A 24,275-nucleotide genomic window follows, 5' to 3' on the forward strand; every position below is an offset into this window, starting at 1 on the left:
GGCTACACGTTGATCGAGTGGGACGTCCGCCCGGACGCCTCGTCGATCTCGTCGTGCGCCTTGGTCAGCAACTGCATCGCGAGTTCGTTCAGCGCCCGCGCCCCCGCGACCTCCTCGCCGACCCGCGGCTGATTCGTGTCGCTGCGGTGGCGGCTGGCGTGTCCGCGTGCCCGAACCTCGCTCCCGTCGGGCAGGCGCACCAGCGCGACCGCCTCCGTGTGCCGTTCGTCCTCCCGGAACTCCAGCTCGACGTGCCATCCGACTGCGGTGTGCGTCATGGGGATCACCTCCGGATACCTCTGCTTCCAGAGTGCTCCTCCGGCGGCCACATCACACGGTGACCGCCGGAAGTGACGTCAGCCGCCGGACTCCGCCGACGGCAGGTAGGCGCCGGGTACGTCGTTCGGCGCGTAGACCTTGCTGTCGCCGGGGTACGGCTTGGTCCAGGCGTGCGGCTGGTACCAGGTGCAACGGTCATCTGCTCGGCGTTGGTGCGATCAGCCGATCGAGCTGACTCGATCTCCTGCGCACTCCCTGGCGAGCGGTCATCAACCCCCTGACCGTCGAACTCCCAGGGCGGCGATGAGGGCGAGTGACGCGCGAGAGTTGCACGACCCGTCTCACCCGGCGTGCAACATCAGCCCGATCCCCACCACGAGCAGCCCGGCCGCCGCGATCCTCGGCGCCCCGAACCGCTCCTTGAAGAACACGGCGCCGATGGCCGCGCCGACGATGATCGAGGATTCGCGCAGGGCGGCGACGGGGGCGAGTTCGGCCTTGGTCTGGGCCCACAGGACGAGCCCGTACGCGGCCACGGAGAGGGCGGCGCCGACGAGCCCGACCCCTGCGAACGGCCTCAGTACGGCGACGGATCGGCCGCGCCACCTGGTGAGGGCGTACGCCGGGATCACGACCCCCTGCACCGCCATCAGCCAGACGATGTACCCGAGCGAGGAACCGGAGGCGCGCACGCCGAGCCCGTCGACGACGGTGTACGCGGCGATGGTCAGCCCGGTCGCCAACGCGGCGCCGATCGCGGGCCAGTTGGGCCGGCGGCCGCGCAGCCCCCACAGCGCGACGCCGGTCAGTCCCGCACAGGAGAGGGCGATTCCGGCGGCGGCCCACCCGTCCGGCACCTCGTGCGCGAAGAGGGCGGCCAGCACGGTCACGACCAGGGGCGCGGTGCCGCGCGCGATCGGATAGGCCTGTCCGAAGTCCCCGAGCTGGAAGGACTTCATCAGCAGCGCGTAGTAGGCGATATGGATGCAGGACGAGGCGAGGAGATACGGCCACGCGCCCGCCGCCGGAACCGCCGCGAACGGGATGATCGCCAGCCCGATGAGCATCCCCCCGCCCGAGATCAGCGTGAACCCGACCAGCTTGTCGGTGATCTGGTGCGCGATGGCGTTCCAGCTGGCGTGCGTGATGGCGGCGAGGAGAACGGCCGCGGTGACGAGCGGCGTCACGCGGTGCTCTCGCGGACGTCCACGAGAGCGGCGCCGGCCTGGGCGACCAGGTCCTTGGGCGCGATGGGGAACACGGCGTACGGGTTGCCGGCAGCGGCCCACACCAGCTCGTGTTCGAGCAGCGAACGGTCGGCCAGCACCCGGGTCCTCGTACGGTGCCCGAAGGGCGGCACGCCCCCGATGGCGTACCCGGTCGTCTCCCGTACGACATCGGCCTTGGCCCGGGTGACCTTGTCGGCGCCGAGCTCCTCCCGGACCCGCTCGAGGTCGACCCGCGAGGCCCCGTCCATCAGGACCAGCACGGGCACCCCGTCCGCCGCGAAGATCAGCGACTTGCAGATCTGACTCAGCTCGCACCCGATGGCCGCGGCGGCCTCGGCTGCGGTACGGGTCGCGTCCGGGAATCGGCGGACCTGCGCGATGAGCTCACCGAGGCCCAACTCGCGGAGGGCCTCGGCGAAACGGGTGTGGGCTCCAGAGTCCGAAGGCGTCATGCCCGGCAGGTTAGCTGCCGGATACAAACGTCACGACCGAATTCACCGTCGGACGGCGTGGAGCGGGCTTGTTGTGGCGTGCTGCCGTGCTGAAGCGGCAGGATGCTGCGATGACCCCGTCTCCCGCGGTACGCCCCTACCGCCCCCAGGACCGCGACGCCCTCGAGGACATCTGCGTCCGTACCGCCCACGCGGGTCGGGACAGCCGCCCGCACTACCAGGACCCCGGCGTCTTCCCGGCGGCCTTCGCGGCGCCGTACGTCCATCTCGAACCGGAGCTGGCCTTCGTGCTCGATGACGGGGAGGGACGGGCCGTCGGGTACATCGTCGGGACCGCCGACACGCCCCGGTTCGTGGCGGACTACCGCGCGACATGGCTGCCCCTGGTGGCCGGCCGCTACCCGGAGCCCCGCCACGAGCCGCGCACCCCGGACGAGGAGATCGTCGCGCTGCTGCACCGCCCCGAGCGGATGCTCGTGCCCGAAGTCGCCGCCTACCCCGCCCACTTGCACATCGACCTGCTCCCCGAGTGGCAGGGGCATGGGTACGGGCGCGCGCTGATGGAGAGCTTCCTGCGCGCGCTGCACGAGCGGGGCGTGGCCGCCGTACACCTGTCGATGGTGTCCGCGAACACGCCCGCCCGTGCCTTCTACGACCGTCTCGGCTTTCACGAGATCGCCGTACCGGATCCCGGGCCCGTCACTTATCTCGGCCGGCCCACGGCAGACGAAGGCCGGTGAGGGCATCCCCCTCACCGGCCGACCACTCTCACGCGGCGTGCGTCAGACGCGTACCAGCTCCCGGTCCTCGTCCGGATCCGTGTCCTTCTCCGCCTGGGTGCGCAGTCCCTCGCCCTCGACGTCGACGTTGGGCAGCGCGCGGTCCAGCCACTTCGGCAGCCACCAGGCGCGGTGGCCGAGCAGGGCGAGGACCGCGGGAACGATCGCCATGCGGACCACGAACGCGTCGAAGAAGACGGCGATCGCGAGGCCGAAGCCGATCATCTTGATCATCGACTCGCCGGAGCTGATGAAGCCTCCGAAGACGGCCATCATGATGACCGCGGCGGCGACCACGACCCGGGCGCTGTGCTTGAACCCGGTCACGATGGCCTGGCTCGGGGACTCGCCGTGGACGTACGCCTCGCGCATCCGGGTCACGAGGAACACCTCGTAGTCCATCGCGAGGCCGAAGACCACGCCGACCATGAAGATCGGCATCATCGACATGATCGGGCCGGTCTCCTCGACGCCGAGCAGCCCGCCGAGCCAGCCCCACTGGAAGACCGCGACCACGGCACCGAGCGCGGCGAGGACCGACAGCAGGAAGCCGAGGGCCGCCTTCAGCGGGACGAGGATCGAGCGGAAGACCACGATCAGGAGGAGGAAGGCCAGGCCCACGACCAGGGCCAGGTACGGGATGAGCGCGTCGCTCAGCTTCTGCGAGAAGTCGATGTTCAGCGCCGTCGTGCCGGTGACCAGGACGTCCGCGTCCGCCTTGGACGCGACGTCGTCACGGATGGCGTGCACCAGGTCCTCGGTCTGGGCCGAGGACGGCTTGGAGTCGGGGACGACCGTGATGGTCGCGGTGTCGCCGGCCTTGTTGAAGGTCGCCGGGGTGACCGTGACGACGTCCTCGAGTCCCTTGATGCCGTCGGTCACCGTGGTGGCCGCGGCCTTCGGGTCGTCGCTGTTCTTCGCGTCGACCACGATCATCAGGGGGCCGTTGAAGCCGGGTCCGAAGCCCTCCGAGAGGAGGTCGTAGGCGCGGCGCTGGGTCGTGGAGGTCGGCTGCGAGCCGTCGTCGGGCAGGCCCAGCTCCAGCTGGCTGACCGGCAGCGCTACGGCGCCGAGGCCGACCACACCGAGCAGCAGCACGGCGGCCGGACGGCGGATGACGAAGCTCGCCCAGCGCGTGCCCAGGTTGGGCTTCGCGAGCGCCGTCCCGGTGGTCTTCCCACGCTTCTCGCCCGCCGGGCGGATCTTGCGGCCCGCGTACCCGAGCAGCGCCGGAATCATCGTCAGCGCGATGAGGACGGCGATCACGACCGTGCCCGCCGCGGCGAGACCCATCTTGGTCAGCATCGGCACGTTGACGACCGAGAGACCGGCCAGCGCGATCACGACCGTGAGGCCCGCGAAGACCACCGCGGAACCGGCGGTGCCGGTGGCCCGGCCCACCGCCTCCTCGCGGTCGCGGCCCTCGGCCAGCTCGGCGCGGTAGCGGGAGACGATGAACAGCGCGTAGTCGATGCCGACCGCCAGGCCGATCATCCCCGCGAGCGTGGAGGTGGTGCTGCCGAGGTCGAGTGCCTTGGCGAGGGCGGCGATGGTGGAGACGCCGATCGCGACACCGATGATCGCGGTCAGCAGCGGCAACCCGGCCGCGATCATCGAGCCCAGGGTGATGACCAGGACGACCGCGGCGATGGCGAGACCGATGGCCTCGCCGACTGCCCCCGCGTCGGGCTGGGCCTGGAGCGCGTCGCCTCCGACGTCGACGGTCAGGCCGGTGGCCCGGGCGTCGTCACCGGCGGTCTCCAGGGCGTCCCTGGTCGCGTCCTTGAGCCCGACGGCGGGAGCGTCGTACTTCACCGAGAGGTAGGCGACCGTGCCGTCCTTGCTCACCGCCCGGGTCGTGAACGGGTCAGTGACGGAGACGACCTCGGAGCCGTCGCCCAGCTCCTTGACGGTCTTCGCGACGGTCGCCCTGTGGGCGGCGTCCGTCATCTTCTCGCCCTTGGGCGCCTTGAAGACCATGCGCCCGGTGGCGCCGTCGGCGCTGGCTCCGGGGAAACGCTGTTCCAGCAGGTCGAAGGCCTTCTGCGCCTCCGTGCCCGGGATGGAGAAGGAGGTGGATCCGGCGGCGGGCGCACTGGCCGCGCCGACGCCCGCGAGGGTCAGCAGGGCCACCCATATCAGGGCGACGAAATGCCGTCGCCGGAAGGCGAGCCGGCCGAGCCGGTAGAGGAAAGTGGCCACGAAGGCGTACTCCCGGTCAGGTCGTGAGGTTTTCAGGGCAGGGATGATCAGCCCGACGACGTGAGCGGTTACGTCAGGTGGAGGGCTTGCTGGGGTGACTGTGGGTCAGTCGACGGCAACACCGAGGGCGGGGAGGACCACGGCGTCGATGTACGAAAGGAGGAAGGCCTGGGTCGGCGGCAGCTCGTCGATCATCGTGCGGGCCGCGAACCCGCCGATCATCATGTGGATCATGAACTCGATCGCCGGGTTGTCGGGGCGCACCTCGCCCCGGTCGATCGCCCGCTGCACCACTCGGCGGAACTCCGCCATCTCGGGTTCGATGAGGTGCGCGCGGAACGCCCTCAGGAGATCCGGGTTGCCGTGGATCGCCATGGCCAGACCCCGCATGAGCGCGGAGTTCTGCTCCATGGTGCAGTCGTCCGAGCGCATGGTGAGGGCGTGCAGGTCGCCCTTGAGCGACCCGGTGTCGATCTCGTCGAATCCGAGACCGCCCGGCTTGGTGTGCCGCACCGCCTTCGCCACCAGCTCGGCCTTGCCGCCCCACTGGCGGTAGAGCGTGGCCTTGCTGGAACGGGTGCGCGCGGCGACGGCGTCCATGGTGAGGGCGTCGTAGCCGACCTCCCGGAGCAGTTCGAGCACGGCCTCGTACAGCTCGGCCTCACGCTCGGGGGTGATGCGGCTGCGACGCGCGGTCGAGACCTCGGTCATGTCAACTCACCCTTTCCGCTCCGGGACTTCGAACGACACTGTTTCGTACGACACGAATGTAGCGCACTTCTCAGCGAAACGAAACGGTTTCGTTCGTGTTGTGGCTCACGGCGATCGCCGCAGGTCACCTCCGGCCGATTTTTCATAAGTTGCTCCGGTCCATTCCCCGGAAAAGCATGGGGAGGTGAGCTATCTGCGCCTTCCGCATCTGAGCGGCGACCTGTTGTGTTTCGTGGCCGAGGACGATCTCTGGCTGGCCCCTCTCGACGGTCCGGGCCGCGCCTGGCGTCTGACCGTCGACCGCACCAAGGTCGGCCATCCCCGCTTCTCGCCCGACGGCCGCCACATCGCGTACACGAGCTGGCGCAGTCTCGTGCCCGAGATCCACCTGGCGGACGTGGACGGCGGACCGGCCCGGCGGCTCACCTACTGGGGCAGCGCGGACACCCAGGTCTGTGGCTGGACACCTGCCGAAGGGGACAAAGGGGCCACCATCCTCGCCGTCGCCTCCCACGGCGAGCCCTTCTCCTACTTCACCTGGGCGTACAAGGTCCCCACCGACGGCTCCCCGGGCCTCAAGCTCCCCTGGGGCCCGGTCTCCGACATCCAGGTCGCCGACCGCAAGACCCTCCTCCTCACCGGCACCCCACCGCACGAACCGGCCGCCTGGAAGCGCTACCGGGGCGGCGCCACGGGCCGGCTCTGGCTGCACGGCGAACGCCTGCTGCCCGACCTCGGCGGCCACCTCCACTCCCCCATGTTCGTCGGCGACCGGATCGCCTTCCTCTCCGACCACGAGGGCATCGGCAACCTCTACTCCTGCGCCCACGACGGCTCCGACCTGCGCCGCCACACCGACCACGACGCCTTCTACGCCCGGCACGCCTCCAGCGACGGCACCCGGGTGGTGTACCAGTGCGGGGGCGACCTGTGGATCGTCGACGACCTCTCGTCCGTGGCCCGCAAGCTCGACGTACGCCTGAGCGGGCCGCGCGCGGGACGCCGTACGTACCAGGTGCCCGCCGCTCAGCACGTGGACGGCGTCTCGGTCGACGAGACGGGCCGCGCGAGCGCCGTCGTCGTCCGCGGCAGCCTGTACTGGCTGACCCACCGGGACGGCCCGGCCCGCACGATCACGGACACCCCGGGGGTACGGGTCCGGCTCCCGGAGATGCTCGGTTCCGTCGGCCAGGTCGCGTATGTGACGGACGCGGAGGGCGAGGACGCCGTCGAGATCGCGTATCTGCCGCGGGCGACCGGTGACCGCGAGCCGCGACGGCTGGCCTCCGGTGAGCTGGGCCGCGTTCTGGAGCTGGTCTCGGATCCGCAGGGCGAGCGCCTGGCCATCGCCTCGCACGACGGACGGCTCCTTCTGCTCACGGTGCCCGACAATGCGGCTGACGCCGCGGGCACGGAGGACTCCGACGAGGAGGTCACCGAGCTGATCCAGTCGGTCAACGGCCCGGTGCGGGACCTCGCCTTCTCCCCGGACGGCTCCTGGCTGACGTGGTCGCACCCGGGGATCGGCCGTTCCCTGCGCCAGATCAAGATGGCCCGTATTTCCCCGAAGGGAGGAGGGGACCGCCTGATCGTCGACGTCACCAACGGCCGCTTCGAGGACGAGAACCCGGTCTTCACCCGGGACGGCCGCTACCTGGCCTTCCTCTCCTGGCGGGGCTTCGACCCGGTGTACGACGTCCACACCGGCGACCTGTCCTTCCCGCTCGGCTGCCGGCCCTACCTGGTCCCGCTGTCCTCGGCGACCCCCTCCCCCTTCGCCCTGAATCCGGAGGGCCGCCCGGCTGCCGGAGGCCTGGACCCGGTCGAGGACGAGAGCGGCGAGGGCGGGGCGGTGACGGTCGAACTCGAAGGGCTGGAGAGCCGGGTGACCCCGTTCCCGGTCCCCGCCTCCAAGTACTCGGCGCTGTACCCGGTCGCGGGCGGTGGCCTGGTCTGGCTGCGCTGGCCGATCTCGGGCGCCCTCGGTGAGACCTTCGTGAACCCGGACGACACCTCCGAGCGTCCGACCCTCGAACACTTCGCCGTCGGCAAGGCGAAGAAGACCGAACTGGTCGAGCACCTGGACTGGTTCGCGGTCAGCGGCGACGGCTCCCGGCTGGTCGTGGTGGACGAGGGCGAGCTGCGCGCGACCCCCGCCACGGAGTCCGGCGACAGCGACACGATCGTCTGGATCGACCTGCGCCGCATCCTCCACGAGGTCGACCCGGCCGCCGAATGGCGCCAGTCGTACGAGGAGGCCGGCCGCCTGATCCGGTCGTACTTCTGGGAACCGGGGATGTGCGGGATCGACTGGGACGCGGTGCTCGACCAGTACCGCCCGCTGCTCGAACGGGTCGCCTCCCCCGACGAGTTCGCCGACCTGCTGCGCGAGGTCCTCGGCGAACTGGGCACCTCCCACGCCTATGTCACCGCCGCCCGCCGCAACGAGGGCCCCCCGCACTACCAGCGCCGCCAGGGCCTGCTGGGTGTGAACCTCGTGCTCAGGGAGGGTGGTTGGACGGTCAAGCGCATCCTCCCCGGCGACTCCTCGGACTCCAAGGCACGCTCCCCGCTGGCCGGCACGGGCATCCGCGAGGGCGCGGTCCTCACCCATGTGGACGGCCGCGCGGTCGACGAGGTCGCGGGCCCCTATCCGCTGCTCGCGGCGGCGGGCGGTACGACGGTGGAGCTGACCTTCGCCCCACCCGTCGGCGGAGCCCGCCGGGTGGCGGTGGTCCCGCTCCTGGACGAACGCCCCCTGCGCTACCAGGACTGGGTGGCCAAACGCCGTGCTGTCGTACGGGAGTTGAGCGGCGGCCGGTGCGGCTATCTGCACATTCCCGACATGGGCGGCTCGGGCTGGGCCCAGTTCAACAGGGACCTGCGGATGGAGGTCTCCCGCCCCGCCCTCATCGTCGACGTACGCGGCAACGCGGGCGGCCACATCAGCGAGCTGGTCGTGGAGAAACTGACCCGCACGATCCTCGGCTGGGACCTGACGAGGAACGCCCAGCCGGTGTCGTACGCCTCGAACGCCCCGCGCGGCCCGGTGGTCGCCCTGGCCGACGAGGCGACCTCCTCGGACGGCGACATGATCACGGCGGCGTTCAAGCTGCTGAAGCTCGGCCCCGTGGTGGGCCAGCGCACCTGGGGCGGAGTGGTCGGCATGACCGGCCGCCACCAGCTCGGCGACGGAACGGTGATCACCGTACCGATGAACGCGGCGTGGTTCGACGCGTACGGCTGGTCGATCGAGAACCAGGGCGTGCCCCCGGACCTGGAGATCCTCCGCACCCCGCTGGACTGGGCGGAGGGCCGCCATGCCCAACTGGACGACGCGGTACGGCTGGCGCTGGACCTGCTGGAGACGAACCCCCCGGCGACGCCACCCAACTACCGGAACGTACCGGACAGGTCAAGGCCGAAGCTTCCGCCGAGGTCCTGAGAGACAGAGCAACGCAGGGTGCCCTCCCAGGAGAGAGGGCACCCCACGCGTCAAGCAGTGACTACATGTCGTAGTCGGGGTCGAGCCGCTCCTGCTCCTCGCGCTGGAGCCGCTCGGTCTCCTCGTCCCGCATGCGGTCGCGGTCCGGGCCCTGGCCCTGACCCTGACGACCCCGCTGGCCCTGCTCCTTGGCCTGCTCGGCCTTCTGCTTGGCCTTCTGCTGCCACTGCTCGGACTTTTCCTGGAACTGGTCCTTCATACCCATGTGGGTTCACTCCCGTGGGGGTGAGGGGAAAGGCCCCTGGCCGGGGCCTCGACCAGATTCACACGCCCGGACAAAAAACGCATTTCGATCAGTCACGGTGCGTAGCGCGGGCCTCCTCGTCCGCGGCCCCACCTGCGCCGACGAGTCCCACCCGCATTCCCTCCAGACGCTCCCCGAAGCGCCGCATCTCCCGCTGCCCGACCGTCCCGATGAGCCCCGGCAGATACCCGCGCATCCCCTGCATCCCGCGCAGCCACCCCTGCCCGTACACATGGCTCGACCGCCGCTCGATCCCGGCCACGATCCGCTCGACGGCCGGCCCCAGCGGGTACGTCTTGTTGGCTGGCCACGGCAGCCGCTGCCTGAGCTCCCGCATGACGTCGTCCTGGTCGGCCCCGCGCACCATGTCGGTGTCGGTCCACGACAGGTACCCGACCCCGACCCGCACGCCCTTGTGGCCGACCTCGGCGCGCAGGCTGTGCGCGAACGCCTCCACACCGGACTTGGAGGCGCAGTACGCGGTCATCATCGGCGCCGGGGTGATCGCGGCCAGGGAGGCGATCTGCAGCAGATACCCCCGGCTCTCCATCAGCACCGGCAGGAACGCCCGGGCGGTGACGGCCGATCCGATGAGGTTGACCTCGATCACCCGTCGCCAGGCCTGCGGATCGGAGTCGACGAAGGGCCCCCCGGTGGCGACCCCGGCGTTGGCGACCACGACGTCGACCTTCCCGAACCGCTCCTTGACCTCCCGCGCGACCCGGGCCATCGCCTCGTGATCGGTGACGTCGGCGTACCAGTGGTCGCTGTCGCCGTGCAGCCGTTCGGAGAGCTGCTTGAGCGCGTCCGGCTCCAGGCCGACCAGCGCGACCTTCGCCCCGCGCGCCGACAGCTTGCGGGCGAGCAGCTCGCCCACGCCCCGCGCGGCCCCCGTGACGACCGCCACCTGTCCTTCGAGTCCGACCCTGCTCATGCGCCCTCCTTGACCTGGACGTAGGTGGTGACGAGTTCCCGGATCCGTGCGGTGACCGTCTCGGGCGCCTCGATGGGCGTCATGTGGCCGACGCCCGGCAGTTCGGTCACTCCGAGGCAGTGGGGCAGCGCGGCGGCCAACCGGTGCGCGTGCACGGGCGGGGTGAGCCGGTCGGCCGTACCGACGAGGACGGCCGTCGGCACGGCGAGCTGCCGTACGCCGTGGTCCAGATCGAGCAGATCGAGGACCTGCGACCAGGCGTGGCGCACCTTGCGCGGGCAGGCGTGCACGATCCGCGCGCACGCCTCCACCATGTGCGGGGCCGAACCGGGGCCCATCGTCCCGTACTTGAGGATCCGCCGGGCGAGCGGCGTGACCGGTCCGAGCGGCGCCCGCGCCCCGAGGACGTGCCGGGTCAGCCAGGTGCGCAGCCGCCCGGCCCGGATCGGTACGACGGTCGACTCGGCGACCAGTCGCGACGAACCGGTGCTGCACAGCAGGACGGCGGCCGCGTGCGCACGGAACGCGGGACGCTCGGCGGCGGCCATGACGGTCATCCCGCCCATGGAGTGACCGACGATCACCGCCTTCCCGCCTGCCCCGAGGGCCGTCTCCAGTACGGCTTCGAGGTCGTCGGCGAGCATGTCCGCACCGCAGGCAAGGCTCGCCGGACTGCGTCCGTGGCCGCGCTGGTCGTACGCGATGACCCGGTGGTCGACGCGGAGCTCGCGGATCTGGGCGGCCCAGAAGGCCGTGGAACAGGTCCAGCCGTGGGCGAGGACGACGGGGGGCGCGTCGTCAGGACCGTGCACCTCCACGTGCAGGCACGCGCCGTCGGCGGAGAGGGCGGTGAGTTCGCGCACCGGGACGGGTGGGGCGTACGGCCCGGAGACCGCGTGCGTCGGACGGCTCATACGGCGGTCGCCTCCGCGTGCGCCGGAACCCGCAGCACCTCGTACTCGGCGAGGTCCACCCGCCGGGTGGCCCGCCGGAACTCGGTCGTCGTGCCGGGCCAGATCGTGCTGTTGCGGCCGTTCGCGTCCAGGTACCAGCTGGTGCAGCCGCCGGTGCTCCACACCGTGCGCTTCATGCGCTCCTGCACCCGGTGGTTCCAGTCCCGTACTGCGGAGGGCCGGGCGTCGAGGGCCACCCGGCCGCCGAGGACGTCGAGTTGCCGTACGAAGTCGGCCAGGTAGTTCAGCTGGGACTCGATCATGAGGATCATCGAGGAGTTCCCGAGACCGGTGTTCGGCCCGATGATGGTCATCCAGTTGGGGAAGCCGGGGGCGGAGGCGCCCCGCAACGCCTCCATCCCGCCCTTCCACGCCTCGGCGAGCGTCCGCCCGTCCGCGCCGACGACCCGGTCGGCGATCGGCATGTCGGTGACGTGGAAGCCCGTGCCGAAGACGATCGCGTCGACCTGGGCCTCGGTGCCGTCGGCGGCGACCAGTGTCGACCCCTCGATCCGGCTGAGCCCGCTCGCGACCACGTCCACGTTGGGCTGGGCGAGCGCCGGGTAGTACGTGCTGCTCAGCAGGATCCGCTTGCAGCCGATGCGGTAGCCGGGGGTGAGCTTGGCGCGCAGGGCCGGGTCCTTGACGGCACGGGCCATGTTGCGCTTGGCCAACTGCTCCACCGCGCCGAGCTCGCCCGGCCGCTTGGTGAACGCCTGGACCTGCAACTCCCGGATGCCCCACAGCAGTCCACGACGGGCCTGGGTGGTGAAGGGCAGCTGCCGGTGCAGCCAGCGCTCGGCGCCGCTGATCGCCCGGTCCATGCGGGGCATCACCCAGGGCGGGGTGCGCTGGAAGAGCGTGACCTTCCGGGCGAGCGGCTGGATGGCCGGGACGATCTGGATGGCCGAGGCGCCGGTCCCCACCATGGCGACCCGCTTGCCGCGCAGGTCGTAGTCGTGGTCCCAGCGGGCGGAGTGGAAGACCTTGCCCGGGAAGGAGTCCAGACCGGGGATGTCGGGGATCTTGGGATCGGAGAGCGGCCCGGTGGCGGAGACGACGAAGTCGGCCGAGAGAGCGCCTCCCCCAGTGCCGAAAGCCTGGGAGGGGCCCCCAGCGGTCTCGATGTCCCAGCGCAGCTTCTGGCTGTCCCAGGTCATCCGCGTCACCTCGGAGTCGAGGCGGATGTGCGGGCGGAGCCGGAAGACGTCGGTCACATGCTCCAGGTAGGCGCGGATGTGGTCCTGCCCGGAGAAGGTGCGCGGCCAGTCCGGGTTGGGCGCGAAGGAGAAGGAGTACAGGTGGGACGGCACATCGCAGGCACACCCCGGATAACTGTTGTCCCGCCAGGCACCCCCCACACTGGCGGCCCGCTCCAGCACGACGAAGTCGGTGACACCCTCGCGCCGCAGCCGTACGGCGGCCCCCAGCCCACCGAATCCGGACCCGACCACCGCCACCCGCACATGCTCGTGTTCGGCCATGCCGATGCCTTCCCTGCCCGACTCTGCCAGTGAACACTGGCGCAATGGGAGGGTAGAGCAGCTCCGTACCGATGGGTAGGGGGCGGGGGAAGGAAAGTTACCGGCGGTACAACATAGGCTGCGGACGTGACGGACAAGCGCGAATACCGCATGGAGGAACTGGCCCGCCTGGCCGGCATCACAGTGCGCACCCTGCGCTTCTATCGCGAACGCAAACTGATCCCGCCCCCTCGCCGCGAGGGCCGTATCGCCTGGTACGACGACCACCACCTGGCCCGTCTGCGCACGATCGCCGCGCTCCTGGAACGCGGCCACACCCTCACCGGCATCGCGGAACTCGCCGAGGCCCTGGACCACGGCCGTGACGTCGCCGACGTGCTGGGGGTCGTGCCGAGTGAGGAGGAGCCGGTCCGCCTCACCCCGGAGGAACTCGCCGCCCGCTTCGAGGGCGAGGTGACCCCGGAGAACCTCGCGGCCGCTCTCGACCTCGGCTACCTCGGCACCGACGGCGACGAGATCGTCCACATCAGCCGCCGCCTCCTGGACGTCTCCTCCGAACTGGTCCGCGAGGGCATTCCCCTGGGGGAGGTCCTGGCGGCCGGCAAACGGGTCCGCGAGCACGTGGACGACCTGGCCGAGATGTTCGCCGAACTGGTCCTGCGGCACGCGGGCGAGGACGACCTCCACCGCCTGCGCCCGCTGGCGCGGAGCGTGGTGGAGGCGGAACTGTCACTGGCGCTGGACCGGCGGCTGCGGAAACCGCAGGTCTAGAGGTCGTAGACCACGGTCACCGGCGCGTGGTCCGACCAGCGCTCGGCGTGCGTGGCCGCGCGCTCCACGAACCCCTTGACCGCCTTGGCGGCGAGGCCGGGGGTGGAGAGGTGGTAGTCGATGCGCCAACCTGTGTTGCGGTCGAAGGCCTGCCCCCGGTACGACCACCACGAGTACGGCCCCGCCACGTCCGGATGCAGCGACCGTACGACGTCGACGTACCCCCCGTCGGTGATGTCGAGGACCCGGCTCAGCCAGGCCCGCTCCTCGGGCAGGAACCCGGAGCTCTTCTGGTTGGCACGCCAGTTCTTGAGGTCGGCCTGCTGGTGGGCGATGTTCCAGTCGCCGCAGACGACGACCTCGCGGCCGTCGGCGGCAGCGCGCTCACGCAGGTTCTTCAGGTACACGAGGAACTCGTCCATGAAGCGGACCTTCTGGTCCTGCCGCTCGGTACCGACCTCGCCGGAGGGGAGATAGAGGGAGGCGACGGTGACACCGGGCAGGTCGGCCTCGACGTAGCGGCCACTGGTGTCGAACTCCGACGACCCGAAGCCGATCCGGACGCGGTCCGGCTCACGGCGGGTGTAAAGGGAGACACCGGCCCGGCCCTTGGCGGCGGCGGGCGCGTGCACGACATGCCAGCCCTCGGGAGCACGGACGCCGTCGGGCAGCTGCTGCGGCTCGGCGCGCACCTCCTGGAGGCAGAGCACATCGGCGGAGGTGTCCGCGAGCCACTCCACGAAGCCCTTCTTCGCGGCGGCGCGCAGTCCGTTCACATTGGCGGAGGTCACAGTGAGCACCCGGGAACGATACCGGCACACTGGACCGGACCCTGTTGTGGACTGGATCGATTCGTGGGGATGGACATGCGCATACGCCAGGTCGCCTTCGACCACCCGGACGCCGTGAAGCTGAACGACCAGGTACAGGCCGAGTACCACGTTCGCTACGGCGACGGCGGCGACGCCACGGCCCTGGCACCGGAGGACTTCGAGCCGCCGAACGGCGTCTTCCTGATCGCGTACGACGAGACGGGCGCCCCCGTGGCCACGGGCGGCTGGCGCGCCCGGGACGCGAACGGCGAGGGCACCATGGACGGCGACGCCGAGCTCAAGCGCATGTACGTCGTCGACGTGGCGCGCGGCCGGGGCCTCGCCCGCCGCATCCTCACCACCCTGGAGGACGACGCCCGCGCGGCCGGCCGCATCCGCATGGTCCTGGAAACCGGCAACAAGCAACCGGAGGCCATCGCCCTGTACACGTCGAGCGGTTACGAGCCGTGTGGGAAGTTCGGCTACTACCGCTTCCACGAGGACAGCAGGTGCTTCGCCAAGCCGCTGTGAGAACACCGCACACATGACAGAAGACCCGCTCCTGAATCAGGAACGGGTCTTCATGATGCGTGGACCTGAGGGGATTTGAACCCCTGGCCCCCTCGATGCGAACGAGGTGCGCTACCGGACTGCGCCACAGGCCCTTGCAACGAGTGAAACTCTAGCATCCCCGTCCGGGTGCTTGGAAATCCGTTCCCGGCTGGTCAGGGCGCGGTGATCCCGCCCCCGTCCGTCACTCGTTGGCCGCGCGCGGCCGGTCGCCTTCCTCGTACTGGTCGAAGAGCGGTGTACGGCCACGCTCGCGTGCGCGGCGGGCGGAGGCGGCGCGACGGGCGTCGCTGCGGCCGCCCGCCACCGGCTTGTCCTCCGCGTCGTCCGGCAGTTCCTCCGACTCCTCGTCCTCCGCGACGGGCGTCGCCTCCTGGCCCGACTGCTCCGGAGTGGCGGCGCTGCTGGACCGCGCCGAGCTCCACGCGTCCGGCGCCCCGAGGTCCACGTCCGAGGTGGCCCGCGGAGCTACCGGCGCGGTCACGTACGTCGGCAGCGGCACCGGTACCGGGTCCCAGCTGTCCCCGTGCCCCGGCCTGTGCTGCCGTTCACGCTGCTGGTCGATCCACTCGGCGTGATCGGTCTGCTCGACGAGGGCGCGCCGGTCGGCGGCGAGCGCCGAGAGCCCGGTATCGGTCTCCGTCCCTGGTCCCTCTTCCGGTTCGTCGGCTTCCACGCCGGTGCTCACGGACGCCCGCCGGCGCGGCTGGCGCGCGCGCTCCCGCAGTCGCTGTGCGGCGGCCTCGGCCCGGCGCCGGTCCATCTGGTAGGCGAAGCGGCGGCGTTCCTGGGAGCGCAGGTACGCGATGTACGCGCTGAGCATCACGGCGGGCACACCGGGCGCCCACAGGAAGGCGAGTCCTCCGACGGCGGCGACGATCGTGCCGAGCGTGAAGGCAAGGAAGAGCATCACGGTCGTACGCCGTCGGCGCGCGAGTACCTTCGTGCGCCGGGCGCGCGCTGCGGCCGCTTCCGCGGCTGCCGTGCGCCGGGGTGCGGGGGCATGCGTCTGAGGCTGTGATGCCGCCGAGGCGGCGGGTGCGGGTGCCTGCTTGCGCGTCGGCGCGGCACCCTGTTCGGGCGCGGACTCGCGCGGCGCCTCGCGGTGTTCCGAAGCCGACGGCTGGACCGTCGCCTGGGTCTGCGGACGGGTCGGAGGCATGGCGAAGGCCCGGACGTCCACCGACTCGGTGACGGCATCCGGTTCGTCGGCGCCGTGCTCCCCCTCGTCGGCGGAGCGCGCGCGCAGGTCCTTGGCGTACCGACGCTCCATGCCCGCCCGTCCGGACAGCAACCGGATGGCCGTGCTGAAGCGTTCCGTCGGACGGGCCTCGTTCAGCTCGTCCTGCCTACGGAGCCACATCGGCACCAAGTAGGCGGCCCAGGCCCCGACAATGACTGCGTAGATGAGGCCGCTGCTGCTCACGCCTCACACGGTAGAGGGGTTTGCGTGAGGCCATCTGCCAATTGCGCCGGTGTGTCGCACGATCTGGCTGATATTTCGAGCTTTTTTTGTGACCGATCCGATCATCAGGCCGCACGAGTCGTGAATTCAATGGCCTGAGACGGTCATGCACCGATCATTTTCGAACACCTATTCCATTTTCGGGCCAGGCGCGGGAACGGCTTCCCGGCTACGCGGGATTGTCGTGCGGTGTACTCCTGGAGCGTGCCCGCTGCCAGCGTCGGAGCAAACCGTCGGGCACCTCTTCCGCGGTGAGCGCGAACACGAGATGGTCGCGCCAGGCGCCGTCGATGTGGAGATAACGCGGCCGCAGTCCCTCCTCGCGGAATCCGAGTTTCTCCACCACCCGACGGCTGGGCCCGTTCTCGGGGCGAATGCAGACCTCGATGCGGTGCAGGCCGACCGTGCGGAAACAGTGGTCCACGACCAGCGCCACGGCCGTCGGCATCACCCCGCGACCGGCCACCGACTGGTCCACCCAGTAGCCGACGTGCCCCGAGCACATCGAGCCCCAGGTGATTCCGGCGACCGTCAACTGCCCGACCAGTTGCCCCCGGTACTCGATGACGAACGGCAGCATCCGCCCCGCGTTCGCCTCGGACCTGAGGTGGCGGACCATCTGACGGTAGGTCGGCCGGTGCGCGATCGGCCCGCTCGGGGTGGGCGGCGGGATGGTCGCCTCCCAGGGGCGCAGCCAGTCCCGGTTGCGCCGGTTGACCTCACGCCAGAGCCGCTGGTCACGCATCTTTATCGGCCTCAGGACGACATCGCCGTCCGCCAGTACGACGGGCCAGGATGGGCTGTTCAGCTCGCACCCCCACTGCCGGGGCCGGGTCTCGGGTGGTCGCCGCCGCGGATCTGGTCGACGGCGTGCAGCAACAGGGGCTCCAGAACGGCCAGTCCGTCCTTCACCCCGCCACTGGAACCCGGCAGGTTGACGATCAGTGTGCGTCCCGCCACCCCGGCCAGACCCCGGGAGAGCGCGGCCGTCGGCACCTTCTCCCGTCCGAACGCCCGGATGGCCTCCGCGATGCCCGGAACCTCGTATGCGATCACCGCACGGGTCGCCTCGGGGGTGCGGTCGGTGGGTGAGATGCCGGTGCCGCCGGTGGTGACGACGACGTCGTATCCCGCGTCGACCGCGGCCTGCAGGGCCGCCTCCACGGGCCGCCCGTCGGCCACGACCTGCGGGCCCTCGACGGCGAACCCGAAGCGCTTCAGGCCGTCTGCGATCAGCGGGCCGCCCTTGTCCTCGTAGACCCCGGCGGCGGCCCGGTTGGAGGCGGTGACCACAAGAGCGCGATACGTCATGCCCGGCTCCAGTCGCCCGACTTGCCGCCCGTCTTCTCCTCCACCCGCACGTCCGTGATGACCGCTCCCTTGTCGACCGCCTTGACCATGTCGATCACGGTGAGCGCGGCGACGGAGACCGCGGTGAGGGCCTCCATCTCGACGCCCGTGCGGTCCGTGGTCTTCACGGTGGCCAGGATCTCCACGGCGTCGTCCGCGACCGACAGATCCAGTTTCACACCGGACACCGACAATGGGTGGCACAGCGGGATGAGGTCGGGGGTGCGCTTGGCGCCCATGATGCCCGCGATCCGCGCGGTGGCCAGCGCGTCGCCCTTGGGGACGCCCTCGCCACGCAGCAGCTCGATCACTCGGGGGGAAACGAGAACACGTCCACTGGCACGCGCGGTGCGTGCGGTGACGTCCTTGCCGGAGACATCGACCATGCGGGCGGCTCCCGCTTCGTCGATGTGCGTCAGTCGGTCCTGCGTACTCATGGTTGTGCGGCGCTCCCGGTCCGGCCTGTTGTGCGCGACACGGTACCGCCAACCAGGGGTGCTCAGCCGAGCTGGACCACTTCGACCTCGGTCCCGGGCTCGACGGACTCCGCGTCCTCCGGGACGACGATCAGTGCGTTGGCCTGCGCGAGGGCGGCCACCAGATGGGATCCGGCGCCGCCGACCGGGGCGACCGAGCCGTCTGCGTAGGCACCGCGCAGGAACTGCCGGCGTCCCTTGGGCGAGGTCAGCGCCTTGTCCGCGGTCAGGGTCGCCCTGGTCCGCGGCCGGTGGACGTCGTCGAGGCCCATGAGGGTGCGGATCGCGGGGCGGACGAACAGTTCGAAGGAGACGTACGACGACACCGGGTTGCCCGGCAGGGCCAGCAGCGGGGTGTGGTCGGGGCCGATGGTGCCGAAGCCCTGGGGCTTGCCGGGCTGCATGGCGAGCTTGCGGAAGTCGACACCGCTGCCGGGCTCGTCCTCGTCGCCCACGGAGGACAGCGCCTCCTTGACGACGTCGTACGCGCCGACGCTCACGCCGCCCGTGGTGACCACGAGGTCGGCGCGGACGAGTTGGTCCTCGATGGTGGAGCGCAGGGTCTCGGCGTCGTCGGCGACGGCGCCCACGCGGTAGGCGATGGCGCCGGCGTCCCGGGCGGCCGCGGTGAGGGCGAAGCTGTTGGAGTCGTAGATCTGGCCGGTGGCGAGGGTCTCGTCGGGCTGGACGAGTTCGCTGCCGGTGGACATGACGACCACGCGCGGGCGCGGGCGCACGCGGACGGTGCCGCGGCCGATGGCGGCGAGCAGGGCGATCTGCGGGGGGCCGAGGACGGTGCCGGCGTCCAGGGCGCGGTCGCCGGCCCGCACGTCGCTGCCCTCGGCGCGCACATGCGCGCGTGCCTCGGCGGGCCGGTAGACGTGCACGTGTCCCTCGGCGCCCTCGGGGGCGAGACTACGGGCGCGCATCCCGGTCACCGGGCCCTCGCCGAGACCCCCGTCGGTCCACTCGACGGGGACGACGGTCTCGGCGCCGGGCGGCAGCGGGGCGCCGGTCATGATGCGGGCGGCCTGCCCGGGACCGACCTGCAGCAACTCCGCCTCGCCCGCCGCGACGTCCCCGACGACGTCCAGGACGGCCGGGAACTCCTCGCTCGCGCCCGCCACGTCCGCGACCCGCACCGCGTACCCGTCCATGGAGCTGTTGTCGAACGGCGGCAGGGACACCGGGACCGTGACGTCCTCGACCAGGACGCAGCCCTGGGCGTCGAGCAGCTGCAGCTCGATGGGTTCCAGGGGGCGGACGGTCGCGAGGATGTCCTCCAGGTGTTCGTCCACCGACCAGAGGTGGTCCTGTTCGGTGGGGCGGCTCGCGGCGCTGCTCAACTCGCTACATCTCCTCGGCTACGAAACTGCGAAGCCAGGTCCGGAAGTCCGGGCCCAGGTCTTCACGTTCGCACGCGAGTCTGACAATGGCACGCAGATAGTCGCCGCGGTCCCCGGTGTCATAGCGGCGGCCCTTGAAGACGACGCCGTGCACCGGGCCGCCGACCTTCTCGTCCTGTGCGAGCTGCTGGAGGGCGTCGGTGAGCTGGATCTCGTTGCCCCGGCCCGGCTCGGTCTTGCGGAGTATGTCGAAGATGTGCGGGTCGAGGACGTACCGGCCGATGACCGCGTAGTTCGACGGGGCGTCGGACGCCTCCGGCTTCTCGACCAGGCCGCCCACCCTGACGACGTCGCTGTCCTCGGTCTCCTCGACGACGGCACAGCCGTAGAGGTGGATCTGCTCGGGCGCGACCTCCATCAGCGCGATGACGCTGCCGCCGTACTGTTCCTGCACCTCGATCATCCGCTTGAGCAGGGGGTCGCGGGCGTCGATCAGGTCGTCGCCGAGGAGGACGGCGAAGGGCTCGTGACCCACATGGGGGGCCGCGCACAGGACTGCGTGGCCGAGGCCGCGGGGGTCGCCCTGGCGCACGTAGTGCATGGTGGCGAGGTCGCTGGACTCCTGGACCTTGGCGAGCCGGTCGGCGTCGCCCTTCTTCTGGAGGGCGGACTCGAGCTCGTAGTTGCGGTCGAAGTGGTCCTCCAGGGGGCGCTTGTTGCGTCCCGTGATCATGAGGACGTCATCGAGGCCCGCCGAGACGGCCTCCTCGACCACGTACTGGATCGCCGGCTTGTCGACCACCGGCAGCATCTCCTTGGGAGTGGCCTTGGTTGCCGGCAGGAACCGGGTGCCGAGCCCTGCTGCCGGAATGACAGCCTTGCTGATCCGAGGGTGCGACTGAGTCATGTTCGCCACCCTATCCGGTGCCTTTGCCTGGAATCTGGGGCTCCGGTTAATAAGCTCTTATATGAGCGTATTAGAAGGGTATGGGTGCAGACTTTGAGTCATATCGGACGTCCCACCAAGCCTGACAAGCGAACGTTGCGGCAAGAATACCTAGCGGTGAGGAACAGGTTGACGGCCGATGACGTGCGAGAAGCGGCGGCCGCGCTGGCCGACCGGGCCCTTGAGCTGCCCGAACTGGCGCGTGCGCGCACGGTGGCGGCGTACGTCTCGGTGGGGAACGAACCTGGCACGCTCACGCTCCTTGACGCGCTGCGCGAGCGGGGCGTGCGCGTTCTGCTCCCGGCGCTTCTGCCGGACAACGATCTGGACTGGGGCGCCTACACCGGCGAGGGCTCTGTCGCACGCGTCCAGCACGGCGGGAAGATGGCCCTCTTCGAGCCCTCCGGCGAGCGGCTGGGCCCGGACGCCGTGACCGGCGCCGATGTCGTGCTGATGCCCGGCCTGGCGGTGGACGGGCGCGGGATGCGCCTGGGGCGCGGCGGGGGGTCGTACGACCGGGTGCTCACGCGCCTGGAGCGCGCGGGCGCACGACCGGCGCTTGTGGTGCTCCTGTACGACTCCGAGGTCGTCGCACATGTCCCCGGGGAGGCGCACGACCGGCCGGTGCACGCGGTGGTGACGCCGTCGGGTGTGCGCCGCTTCCACAGCGGCGCATGAACATCCACGGGACGCACGGGATCGGGTGCGCATGGGCGCGATTCGGCGAACGTCCTCCTCGCGTATGAAGGGGCCCGCCACACGCGCGTGCGGCGGGCCCCTTCTTCGCGCTACCGCCGGAGGCTCACGGCTTCAGCACCAGTGTGTCGGTCGTGCTCTTGTCGACGGCGTCGTCCGAGAACGACCAGTCCAGCAGTTCGCCCTTGACCCACTTGCCGGTCTGGTCGGTGTAGTGCGCGCTGTAGGCGTGCCCGGAGGCGCCGGTGAGGTTGATCCACTTCGACTTGTCGAGGTCGCCGAGGTTGACCACCATGCGCATCGACGGGACCCAGACGACGCCGTAGCCGCCCGCGGCGTTCCAGCCGGTCGCGTTGACCGTCGCCTCGCCGCCGCTGAGCTTCCAGGGGCCGCGGTTGAGCATGTACTTCACGATGTCGGGACCTTCGATGCCCAGGGTCTGGTTCTTCAGGAACAGGCGGTGCAGCCGGCCCCAGCTCCAGGTGTCGAGGTCCTTGCCGAGCTTGGCGGTCAGCTCCCAGCGGGCGTCGATCATGGCGCGCTTGAACAGTTCGTCGCGGTTGTCGGCCTTGGGACGGTCGCCCGCGCCGGCCGGGGTCTTCCACCAGTCGCTGTTCTCGTCGTCCATGAGGTTGCGCACGACCTCGAACCAGCGGTCGCCGCCGTCGGGCTGCGCCTGGTCGGCGTCACGCTGGCCGCACTCGCGGACCTTGTCCGCCTCGTCCGCGGGCCCGGTGGTGTTGATGGGGTCGACCCACAGGCACTGGCCCTTGACCCGCAGCTCCTTGGGCAGCTTGTTGCCGAAGGCGAGCTTGAGGACGTTGCGCCAGACGGCGTTGAAGTAGGCGGCCGCCGCCGAGTCGGCGTCCTGGGTGTAGTCCCAGCCCGCCAGCAGCTCCTGCGCCTGACGGACGTCCTTGTCCTCGACGTCGATCTTCAGCAGCTTGGGCACGAGCAGCTTGGCGATCTCGCTGCTGTTGTCGAGCTGCATCTGGCGCATGTCGTCGGTGGAGACCTTGCCGCCGCCCTTGATCTTCTGCTCGATCAGGTCGGTGATGCGCCGGCTGCGGGTGCCGTAGCCCCAGTCCGTGGTGAGCGTGTAGGGGTACTTCTCCTTGTCGATCACGGCCTGGTTGGCGGTGACGATGTAGCCGCGCGACGGGTTGTACTCGTAGGGCAGCTCGTCCTGCTCGATGTACTTGCCGGTCCAGGCGTACTTGGGGTCCCAGCCCGGGGCCGGGATGGCGCCGGTGTCGCCCTTCGCGCGGATCGGGATGCGGCCGGGCAGCGTGTAGCCGATGTTCTCGGAGTCAGCGTAGACGAGGTTCTGCGAGGGCACGTCGAACAGGGCCGCCGCCGCGCGGAACTCGCTCCAGTTCGACGCCTTGTCCATCGCGAACACGGCGTCCATGGAGGTGCCGGGGTCGAGCGCGGTCCAGCGCAGGGCGACGCCGTAGCCGTCGCCGCGGTCGGGGGCCGCGTTGTCGACGGTGGCCTTCTTGCCGACCTTCACGAGTTCGTCGTAGCGGTCGGAGAGCAGGGGGCCGTTGTTCGTCTCACGGACGACGATCTTCTTGGACTCGCCGCCGGCGACCTTGATGGTCTCCTCGCGCGTGGTGAAGGGCTTGGTCTTGCCGTCGTAGAGGTAGCCGTCGCCGGAGAGCTTCTCCAGGTAGAGGTCGGTGACGTCGACGCCGGAGTTCGTCATGCCCCAGGCGATCTTCGCGTTGTGGCCGATGACCACGCCGGGCATGCCCGCGAACGTGTAGCCGGAGACGTCGTACTGGCACTTGCTGGAGACGGTCCGGCAGTGCAGGCCCATCTGGTACCAGACGGACGGCAGGGAGGGCGACAGGTGCGGGTCGTTGGCCAGCAGCGGCTTGCCGGTGATGGTGTGCGAGCCCGCCACGACCCAGGAGTTGGAGCCGATGCCCTGGCCGTTGACGCCGACGGCCGTGGGGACGTCGTCCAGGACGTTGTAGAGGCCCGAGAGCTGGCTCTGGAGCGCCGAGGCGGTAGAGGAGGAGGTCGACGAGGCGGTGGAGGCCGACGTGCCCGTGGTGCCGCTCGTGGACGTTCCGGAGCCGCTCGAGGACGTGCCGGAGCCGGTCGTCCCGCTGTTCTCCGTGCTGCCGTTCCGCTCGAACGTCTGGGTCAGCTCGCTGTACTGGCCCTCCTGGACGATCGTCTGGTTCCGGCTGTACGGGTACTCGGGGTACAGGTCGGCGATCTGCTTCGGGCCGAGGCGGCTCGTCATCAGGGCGCGGTCTATCTCGTCCTGCATGTTGCCGCGCAGGTCCCAGGCCATGGCCTTCAGCCACGCGACCGAGTCGACCGGGGTCCACTTCGCGGGCTTGTAGTCGTTCCTGAAGCCGAGGGCCGCGTACTCCAGGGAGATGTCCTTGCCGCTCTTGCCCTGGAGGTAGGCGTTGACTCCCTTGGCGTAGGCCTGGAGGTACTTCTTGGTGGAGGCCGACAGCTTGGTGTCGTACTCCTTCTTCGCGACCCGGTCCCAGCCCAGTGTGCGCAGGAACTCGTCGTCGTCGACCTGGCCCTTGCCGAACATCTCCGACAGGCGCCCGGAGGTCATGTGACGGCGCACGTCCATCTCGTAGAAGCGGTCCTGCGCCTGGACGTAGCCCTGCGCCATGAACAGGTCCGCGTCCGAGGAGGCGTAGATCTGCGGGATGCCGTAGCCGTCGCGCTTGACGTCCACGGGGCCCGACAGGCCTTCGAGCTCGATCGAGCCCTTGGTCTGCGGGAAGGAGGCACGGACGGTGCTCACCGACCAGTACCCGCCGTAGGCGACGCCGCCGATGACGGCCAGGACGAGGACGAGAACGACCAGACGGGCTCTTCGCCCCTTCTTCCTGCCGGACTTGCCGGGCTGCTGACCCGATGAGGCGGTGGTGGTGGGGGGCATCGCTGTCCTTGCTGTCCTAACGCGAGCGGCAGGGCGGGCTGTGCTTTTCACGGGGAGCCTGCGTCACATCCCCGGCCGGATCAGCGCACGCACCAGACGCCGCGCGCCCGGCCGGGGGTGTGACGCAGGCTCTGCGCGCTGGAGCAAC

The 24,275-nt window shown here is 70.5% G+C and carries 22 protein-coding genes and 1 tRNA gene; 5 read left to right on the forward strand and 18 right to left on the reverse strand.

All coding sequences use genetic code 11. The annotated features are described in order from the left end of the window. Positions 1-2: 2 nt before the first annotated feature. The 3 genes from QF027_RS20430 to QF027_RS20440 form a co-directional block, all read right to left on the reverse strand. Positions 3-278, reverse strand: a complete 276-nt coding sequence (locus tag QF027_RS20430; RefSeq protein ID WP_307076106.1) for a DUF1876 domain-containing protein — start codon at positions 276-278, stop codon at positions 3-5. Between the two features lie 342 nt (positions 279-620). Further along, positions 621-1,466, reverse strand: coding sequence for a DMT family transporter (locus tag QF027_RS20435; RefSeq protein ID WP_307076108.1), 846 nt, complete (start codon positions 1,464-1,466; stop codon positions 621-623). After that, positions 1,463-1,960: a YbaK/EbsC family protein gene (locus QF027_RS20440; RefSeq protein WP_306980127.1), complete on the reverse strand. Its 498-nt coding sequence runs from the start codon at positions 1,958-1,960 to the stop codon at positions 1,463-1,465. Before QF027_RS20440 ends, QF027_RS20435 begins: the two co-directional genes overlap by 4 nt. A gap of 110 nt (positions 1,961-2,070) precedes the next feature. On the opposite strand from QF027_RS20440, the gene QF027_RS20445 reads away from it, so the two are divergent. Further along, complete coding sequence (locus tag QF027_RS20445) at positions 2,071-2,700, forward strand: GNAT family N-acetyltransferase (RefSeq protein ID WP_306980125.1); 630 nt, start codon at positions 2,071-2,073, stop codon at positions 2,698-2,700. Positions 2,701-2,742: 42 nt separating this feature from the next. Here the strand turns inward: QF027_RS20445 and QF027_RS20450 are convergent, their stop codons facing one another. Together QF027_RS20450 and QF027_RS20455 are read right to left on the reverse strand one after the other, a co-directional pair. Continuing rightward, on the reverse strand, positions 2,743-4,941 hold the full coding sequence (locus QF027_RS20450) for an MMPL family transporter (protein ID WP_306980123.1): 2,199 nt from the start codon (positions 4,939-4,941) through the stop codon (positions 2,743-2,745). 105 nt (positions 4,942-5,046) lie between these two features. Then, the gene (locus tag QF027_RS20455) at positions 5,047-5,652 is read right to left on the reverse strand and encodes a TetR/AcrR family transcriptional regulator (protein ID WP_306980121.1); all 606 of its coding nucleotides are present in this window, start codon (positions 5,650-5,652) and stop codon (positions 5,047-5,049) included. Positions 5,653-5,836: 184 nt separating this feature from the next. Between QF027_RS20455 and QF027_RS20460 the strand changes: the two genes are divergently transcribed. Further along, entirely contained in the window at positions 5,837-9,097 is a 3,261-nt protein-coding gene (locus QF027_RS20460; protein WP_307076110.1) for a S41 family peptidase, read from the forward strand. Positions 9,098-9,158: 61 nt separating this feature from the next. Here QF027_RS20460 and QF027_RS20465 read toward each other — a convergent pair whose 3' ends face one another. The 4 genes from QF027_RS20465 to QF027_RS20480 form a co-directional block, all read right to left on the reverse strand. Then, positions 9,159-9,362: a hypothetical protein gene (locus QF027_RS20465; RefSeq protein ID WP_306980116.1), complete on the reverse strand. Its 204-nt coding sequence runs from the start codon at positions 9,360-9,362 to the stop codon at positions 9,159-9,161. 88 nt (positions 9,363-9,450) lie between these two features. Next, entirely contained in the window at positions 9,451-10,335 is an 885-nt protein-coding gene (locus tag QF027_RS20470; protein WP_307076111.1) for an SDR family oxidoreductase, read from the reverse strand. Further along, the gene (locus tag QF027_RS20475; RefSeq protein ID WP_307076113.1) at positions 10,332-11,249 is read right to left on the reverse strand and encodes an alpha/beta fold hydrolase; all 918 of its coding nucleotides are present in this window, start codon (positions 11,247-11,249) and stop codon (positions 10,332-10,334) included. Before QF027_RS20475 ends, QF027_RS20470 begins: the two co-directional genes overlap by 4 nt. Next, positions 11,246-12,772: a flavin-containing monooxygenase gene (locus tag QF027_RS20480; RefSeq protein WP_307076115.1), complete on the reverse strand. Its 1,527-nt coding sequence runs from the start codon at positions 12,770-12,772 to the stop codon at positions 11,246-11,248. The genes QF027_RS20475 and QF027_RS20480 overlap by 4 nt, the downstream gene beginning before the upstream one ends. Before the next feature lie 126 nt (positions 12,773-12,898). Between QF027_RS20480 and QF027_RS20485 the strand changes: the two genes are divergently transcribed. Continuing rightward, positions 12,899-13,543 (forward strand): MerR family transcriptional regulator, encoded by a 645-nt coding sequence (locus QF027_RS20485; protein WP_306980106.1) that lies wholly within the window; start codon positions 12,899-12,901, stop codon positions 13,541-13,543. Here QF027_RS20485 and QF027_RS20490 read toward each other — a convergent pair. Continuing rightward, positions 13,540-14,343, reverse strand: a complete 804-nt coding sequence (locus QF027_RS20490) for an exodeoxyribonuclease III (protein ID WP_307076116.1) — start codon at positions 14,341-14,343, stop codon at positions 13,540-13,542. The genes QF027_RS20485 and QF027_RS20490 overlap by 4 nt on opposite strands. 66 nt (positions 14,344-14,409) lie before the next feature. Between QF027_RS20490 and QF027_RS20495 the strand changes: the two genes are divergently transcribed. Then, complete coding sequence (locus QF027_RS20495; protein WP_307076118.1) at positions 14,410-14,886, forward strand: GNAT family N-acetyltransferase; 477 nt, start codon at positions 14,410-14,412, stop codon at positions 14,884-14,886. A gap of 60 nt (positions 14,887-14,946) precedes the next feature. On the opposite strand, the gene QF027_RS20500 is transcribed toward QF027_RS20495, so the two are convergent. The 7 genes from QF027_RS20500 to galU form a co-directional block, all read right to left on the reverse strand. Beyond that, positions 14,947-15,020 (reverse strand) — tRNA-Ala (locus tag QF027_RS20500). 89 nt (positions 15,021-15,109) lie between these two features. Next, a complete protein-coding gene (sepX, locus tag QF027_RS20505) occupies positions 15,110-16,351 on the reverse strand; it encodes a divisome protein SepX/GlpR (RefSeq protein WP_307076120.1) in 1,242 nt (413 codons plus the stop codon). A 208-nt stretch (positions 16,352-16,559) separates the two neighbouring features. Beyond that, positions 16,560-17,198 carry a GNAT family N-acetyltransferase gene (locus QF027_RS20510; RefSeq protein WP_079072327.1) on the reverse strand — a complete coding sequence of 213 codons (639 nt, stop codon included), beginning with the start codon at positions 17,196-17,198 and terminating at the stop codon, positions 16,560-16,562. Next, on the reverse strand, positions 17,195-17,701 hold the full coding sequence (locus QF027_RS20515) for a MogA/MoaB family molybdenum cofactor biosynthesis protein (protein ID WP_306980098.1): 507 nt from the start codon (positions 17,699-17,701) through the stop codon (positions 17,195-17,197). The genes QF027_RS20510 and QF027_RS20515 overlap by 4 nt, the downstream gene beginning before the upstream one ends. After that, positions 17,698-18,177 (reverse strand): cyclic pyranopterin monophosphate synthase MoaC, encoded by a 480-nt coding sequence (gene moaC / locus QF027_RS20520; RefSeq protein WP_053852462.1) that lies wholly within the window; start codon positions 18,175-18,177, stop codon positions 17,698-17,700. The genes QF027_RS20515 and moaC overlap by 4 nt, the downstream gene beginning before the upstream one ends. Before the next feature lie 62 nt (positions 18,178-18,239). Continuing rightward, positions 18,240-19,562, reverse strand: coding sequence for a molybdotransferase-like divisome protein Glp (gene glp, locus QF027_RS20525; RefSeq protein ID WP_307076122.1), 1,323 nt, complete (start codon positions 19,560-19,562; stop codon positions 18,240-18,242). A gap of 4 nt (positions 19,563-19,566) precedes the next feature. Then, on the reverse strand, positions 19,567-20,469 hold the full coding sequence (galU, locus tag QF027_RS20530; RefSeq protein WP_306980089.1) for a UTP--glucose-1-phosphate uridylyltransferase GalU: 903 nt from the start codon (positions 20,467-20,469) through the stop codon (positions 19,567-19,569). A gap of 93 nt (positions 20,470-20,562) precedes the next feature. Between galU and QF027_RS20535 the strand changes: the two genes are divergently transcribed. Beyond that, positions 20,563-21,186, forward strand: coding sequence for a 5-formyltetrahydrofolate cyclo-ligase (locus QF027_RS20535; protein ID WP_306986648.1), 624 nt, complete (start codon positions 20,563-20,565; stop codon positions 21,184-21,186). 124 nt (positions 21,187-21,310) lie between these two features. Here the strand turns inward: QF027_RS20535 and QF027_RS20540 are convergent, their stop codons facing one another. After that, on the reverse strand, positions 21,311-24,127 hold the full coding sequence (locus QF027_RS20540; RefSeq protein WP_306980086.1) for a penicillin acylase family protein: 2,817 nt from the start codon (positions 24,125-24,127) through the stop codon (positions 21,311-21,313). Between the last annotated feature and the right edge of the window lie 148 nt (positions 24,128-24,275).

This window comes from Streptomyces canus, from assembly GCF_030816965.1.
GTDB classification, from domain to species: Bacteria; Actinomycetota; Actinomycetes; order Streptomycetales; family Streptomycetaceae; genus Streptomyces; species Streptomyces canus_E.

Excerpts from the sequence above, each read along its gene's own strand:
- QF027_RS20475 (WP_307076113.1), bottom strand. The coding sequence starts at position 11,249 with ATGAGCCGTCCGACGCACGCGGTCTCCGGGCCGTACGCCCCACCCGTC.
- QF027_RS20515 (WP_306980098.1), bottom strand. The coding sequence starts at position 17,701 with ATGACGTATCGCGCTCTTGTGGTCACCGCCTCCAACCGGGCCGCCGCC.
- QF027_RS20470 (WP_307076111.1), bottom strand. The coding sequence starts at position 10,335 with ATGAGCAGGGTCGGACTCGAAGGACAGGTGGCGGTCGTCACGGGGGCC.
- QF027_RS20455 (WP_306980121.1), bottom strand. The coding sequence starts at position 5,652 with ATGACCGAGGTCTCGACCGCGCGTCGCAGCCGCATCACCCCCGAGCGT.
- QF027_RS20495 (WP_307076118.1), top strand. The coding sequence starts at position 14,410 with ATGCGCATACGCCAGGTCGCCTTCGACCACCCGGACGCCGTGAAGCTG.
- QF027_RS20440 (WP_306980127.1), bottom strand. The coding sequence starts at position 1,960 with ATGACGCCTTCGGACTCTGGAGCCCACACCCGTTTCGCCGAGGCCCTC.
- QF027_RS20445 (WP_306980125.1), top strand. The coding sequence starts at position 2,071 with ATGACCCCGTCTCCCGCGGTACGCCCCTACCGCCCCCAGGACCGCGAC.
- QF027_RS20480 (WP_307076115.1), bottom strand. The coding sequence starts at position 12,772 with ATGGCCGAACACGAGCATGTGCGGGTGGCGGTGGTCGGGTCCGGATTC.
- moaC (WP_053852462.1), bottom strand. The coding sequence starts at position 18,177 with ATGAGTACGCAGGACCGACTGACGCACATCGACGAAGCGGGAGCCGCC.
- QF027_RS20465 (WP_306980116.1), bottom strand. The coding sequence starts at position 9,362 with ATGGGTATGAAGGACCAGTTCCAGGAAAAGTCCGAGCAGTGGCAGCAG.
- QF027_RS20430 (WP_307076106.1), bottom strand. The coding sequence starts at position 278 with ATGACGCACACCGCAGTCGGATGGCACGTCGAGCTGGAGTTCCGGGAG.
- galU (WP_306980089.1), bottom strand. The coding sequence starts at position 20,469 with ATGACTCAGTCGCACCCTCGGATCAGCAAGGCTGTCATTCCGGCAGCA.
- QF027_RS20540 (WP_306980086.1), bottom strand. The coding sequence starts at position 24,127 with ATGCCCCCCACCACCACCGCCTCATCGGGTCAGCAGCCCGGCAAGTCC.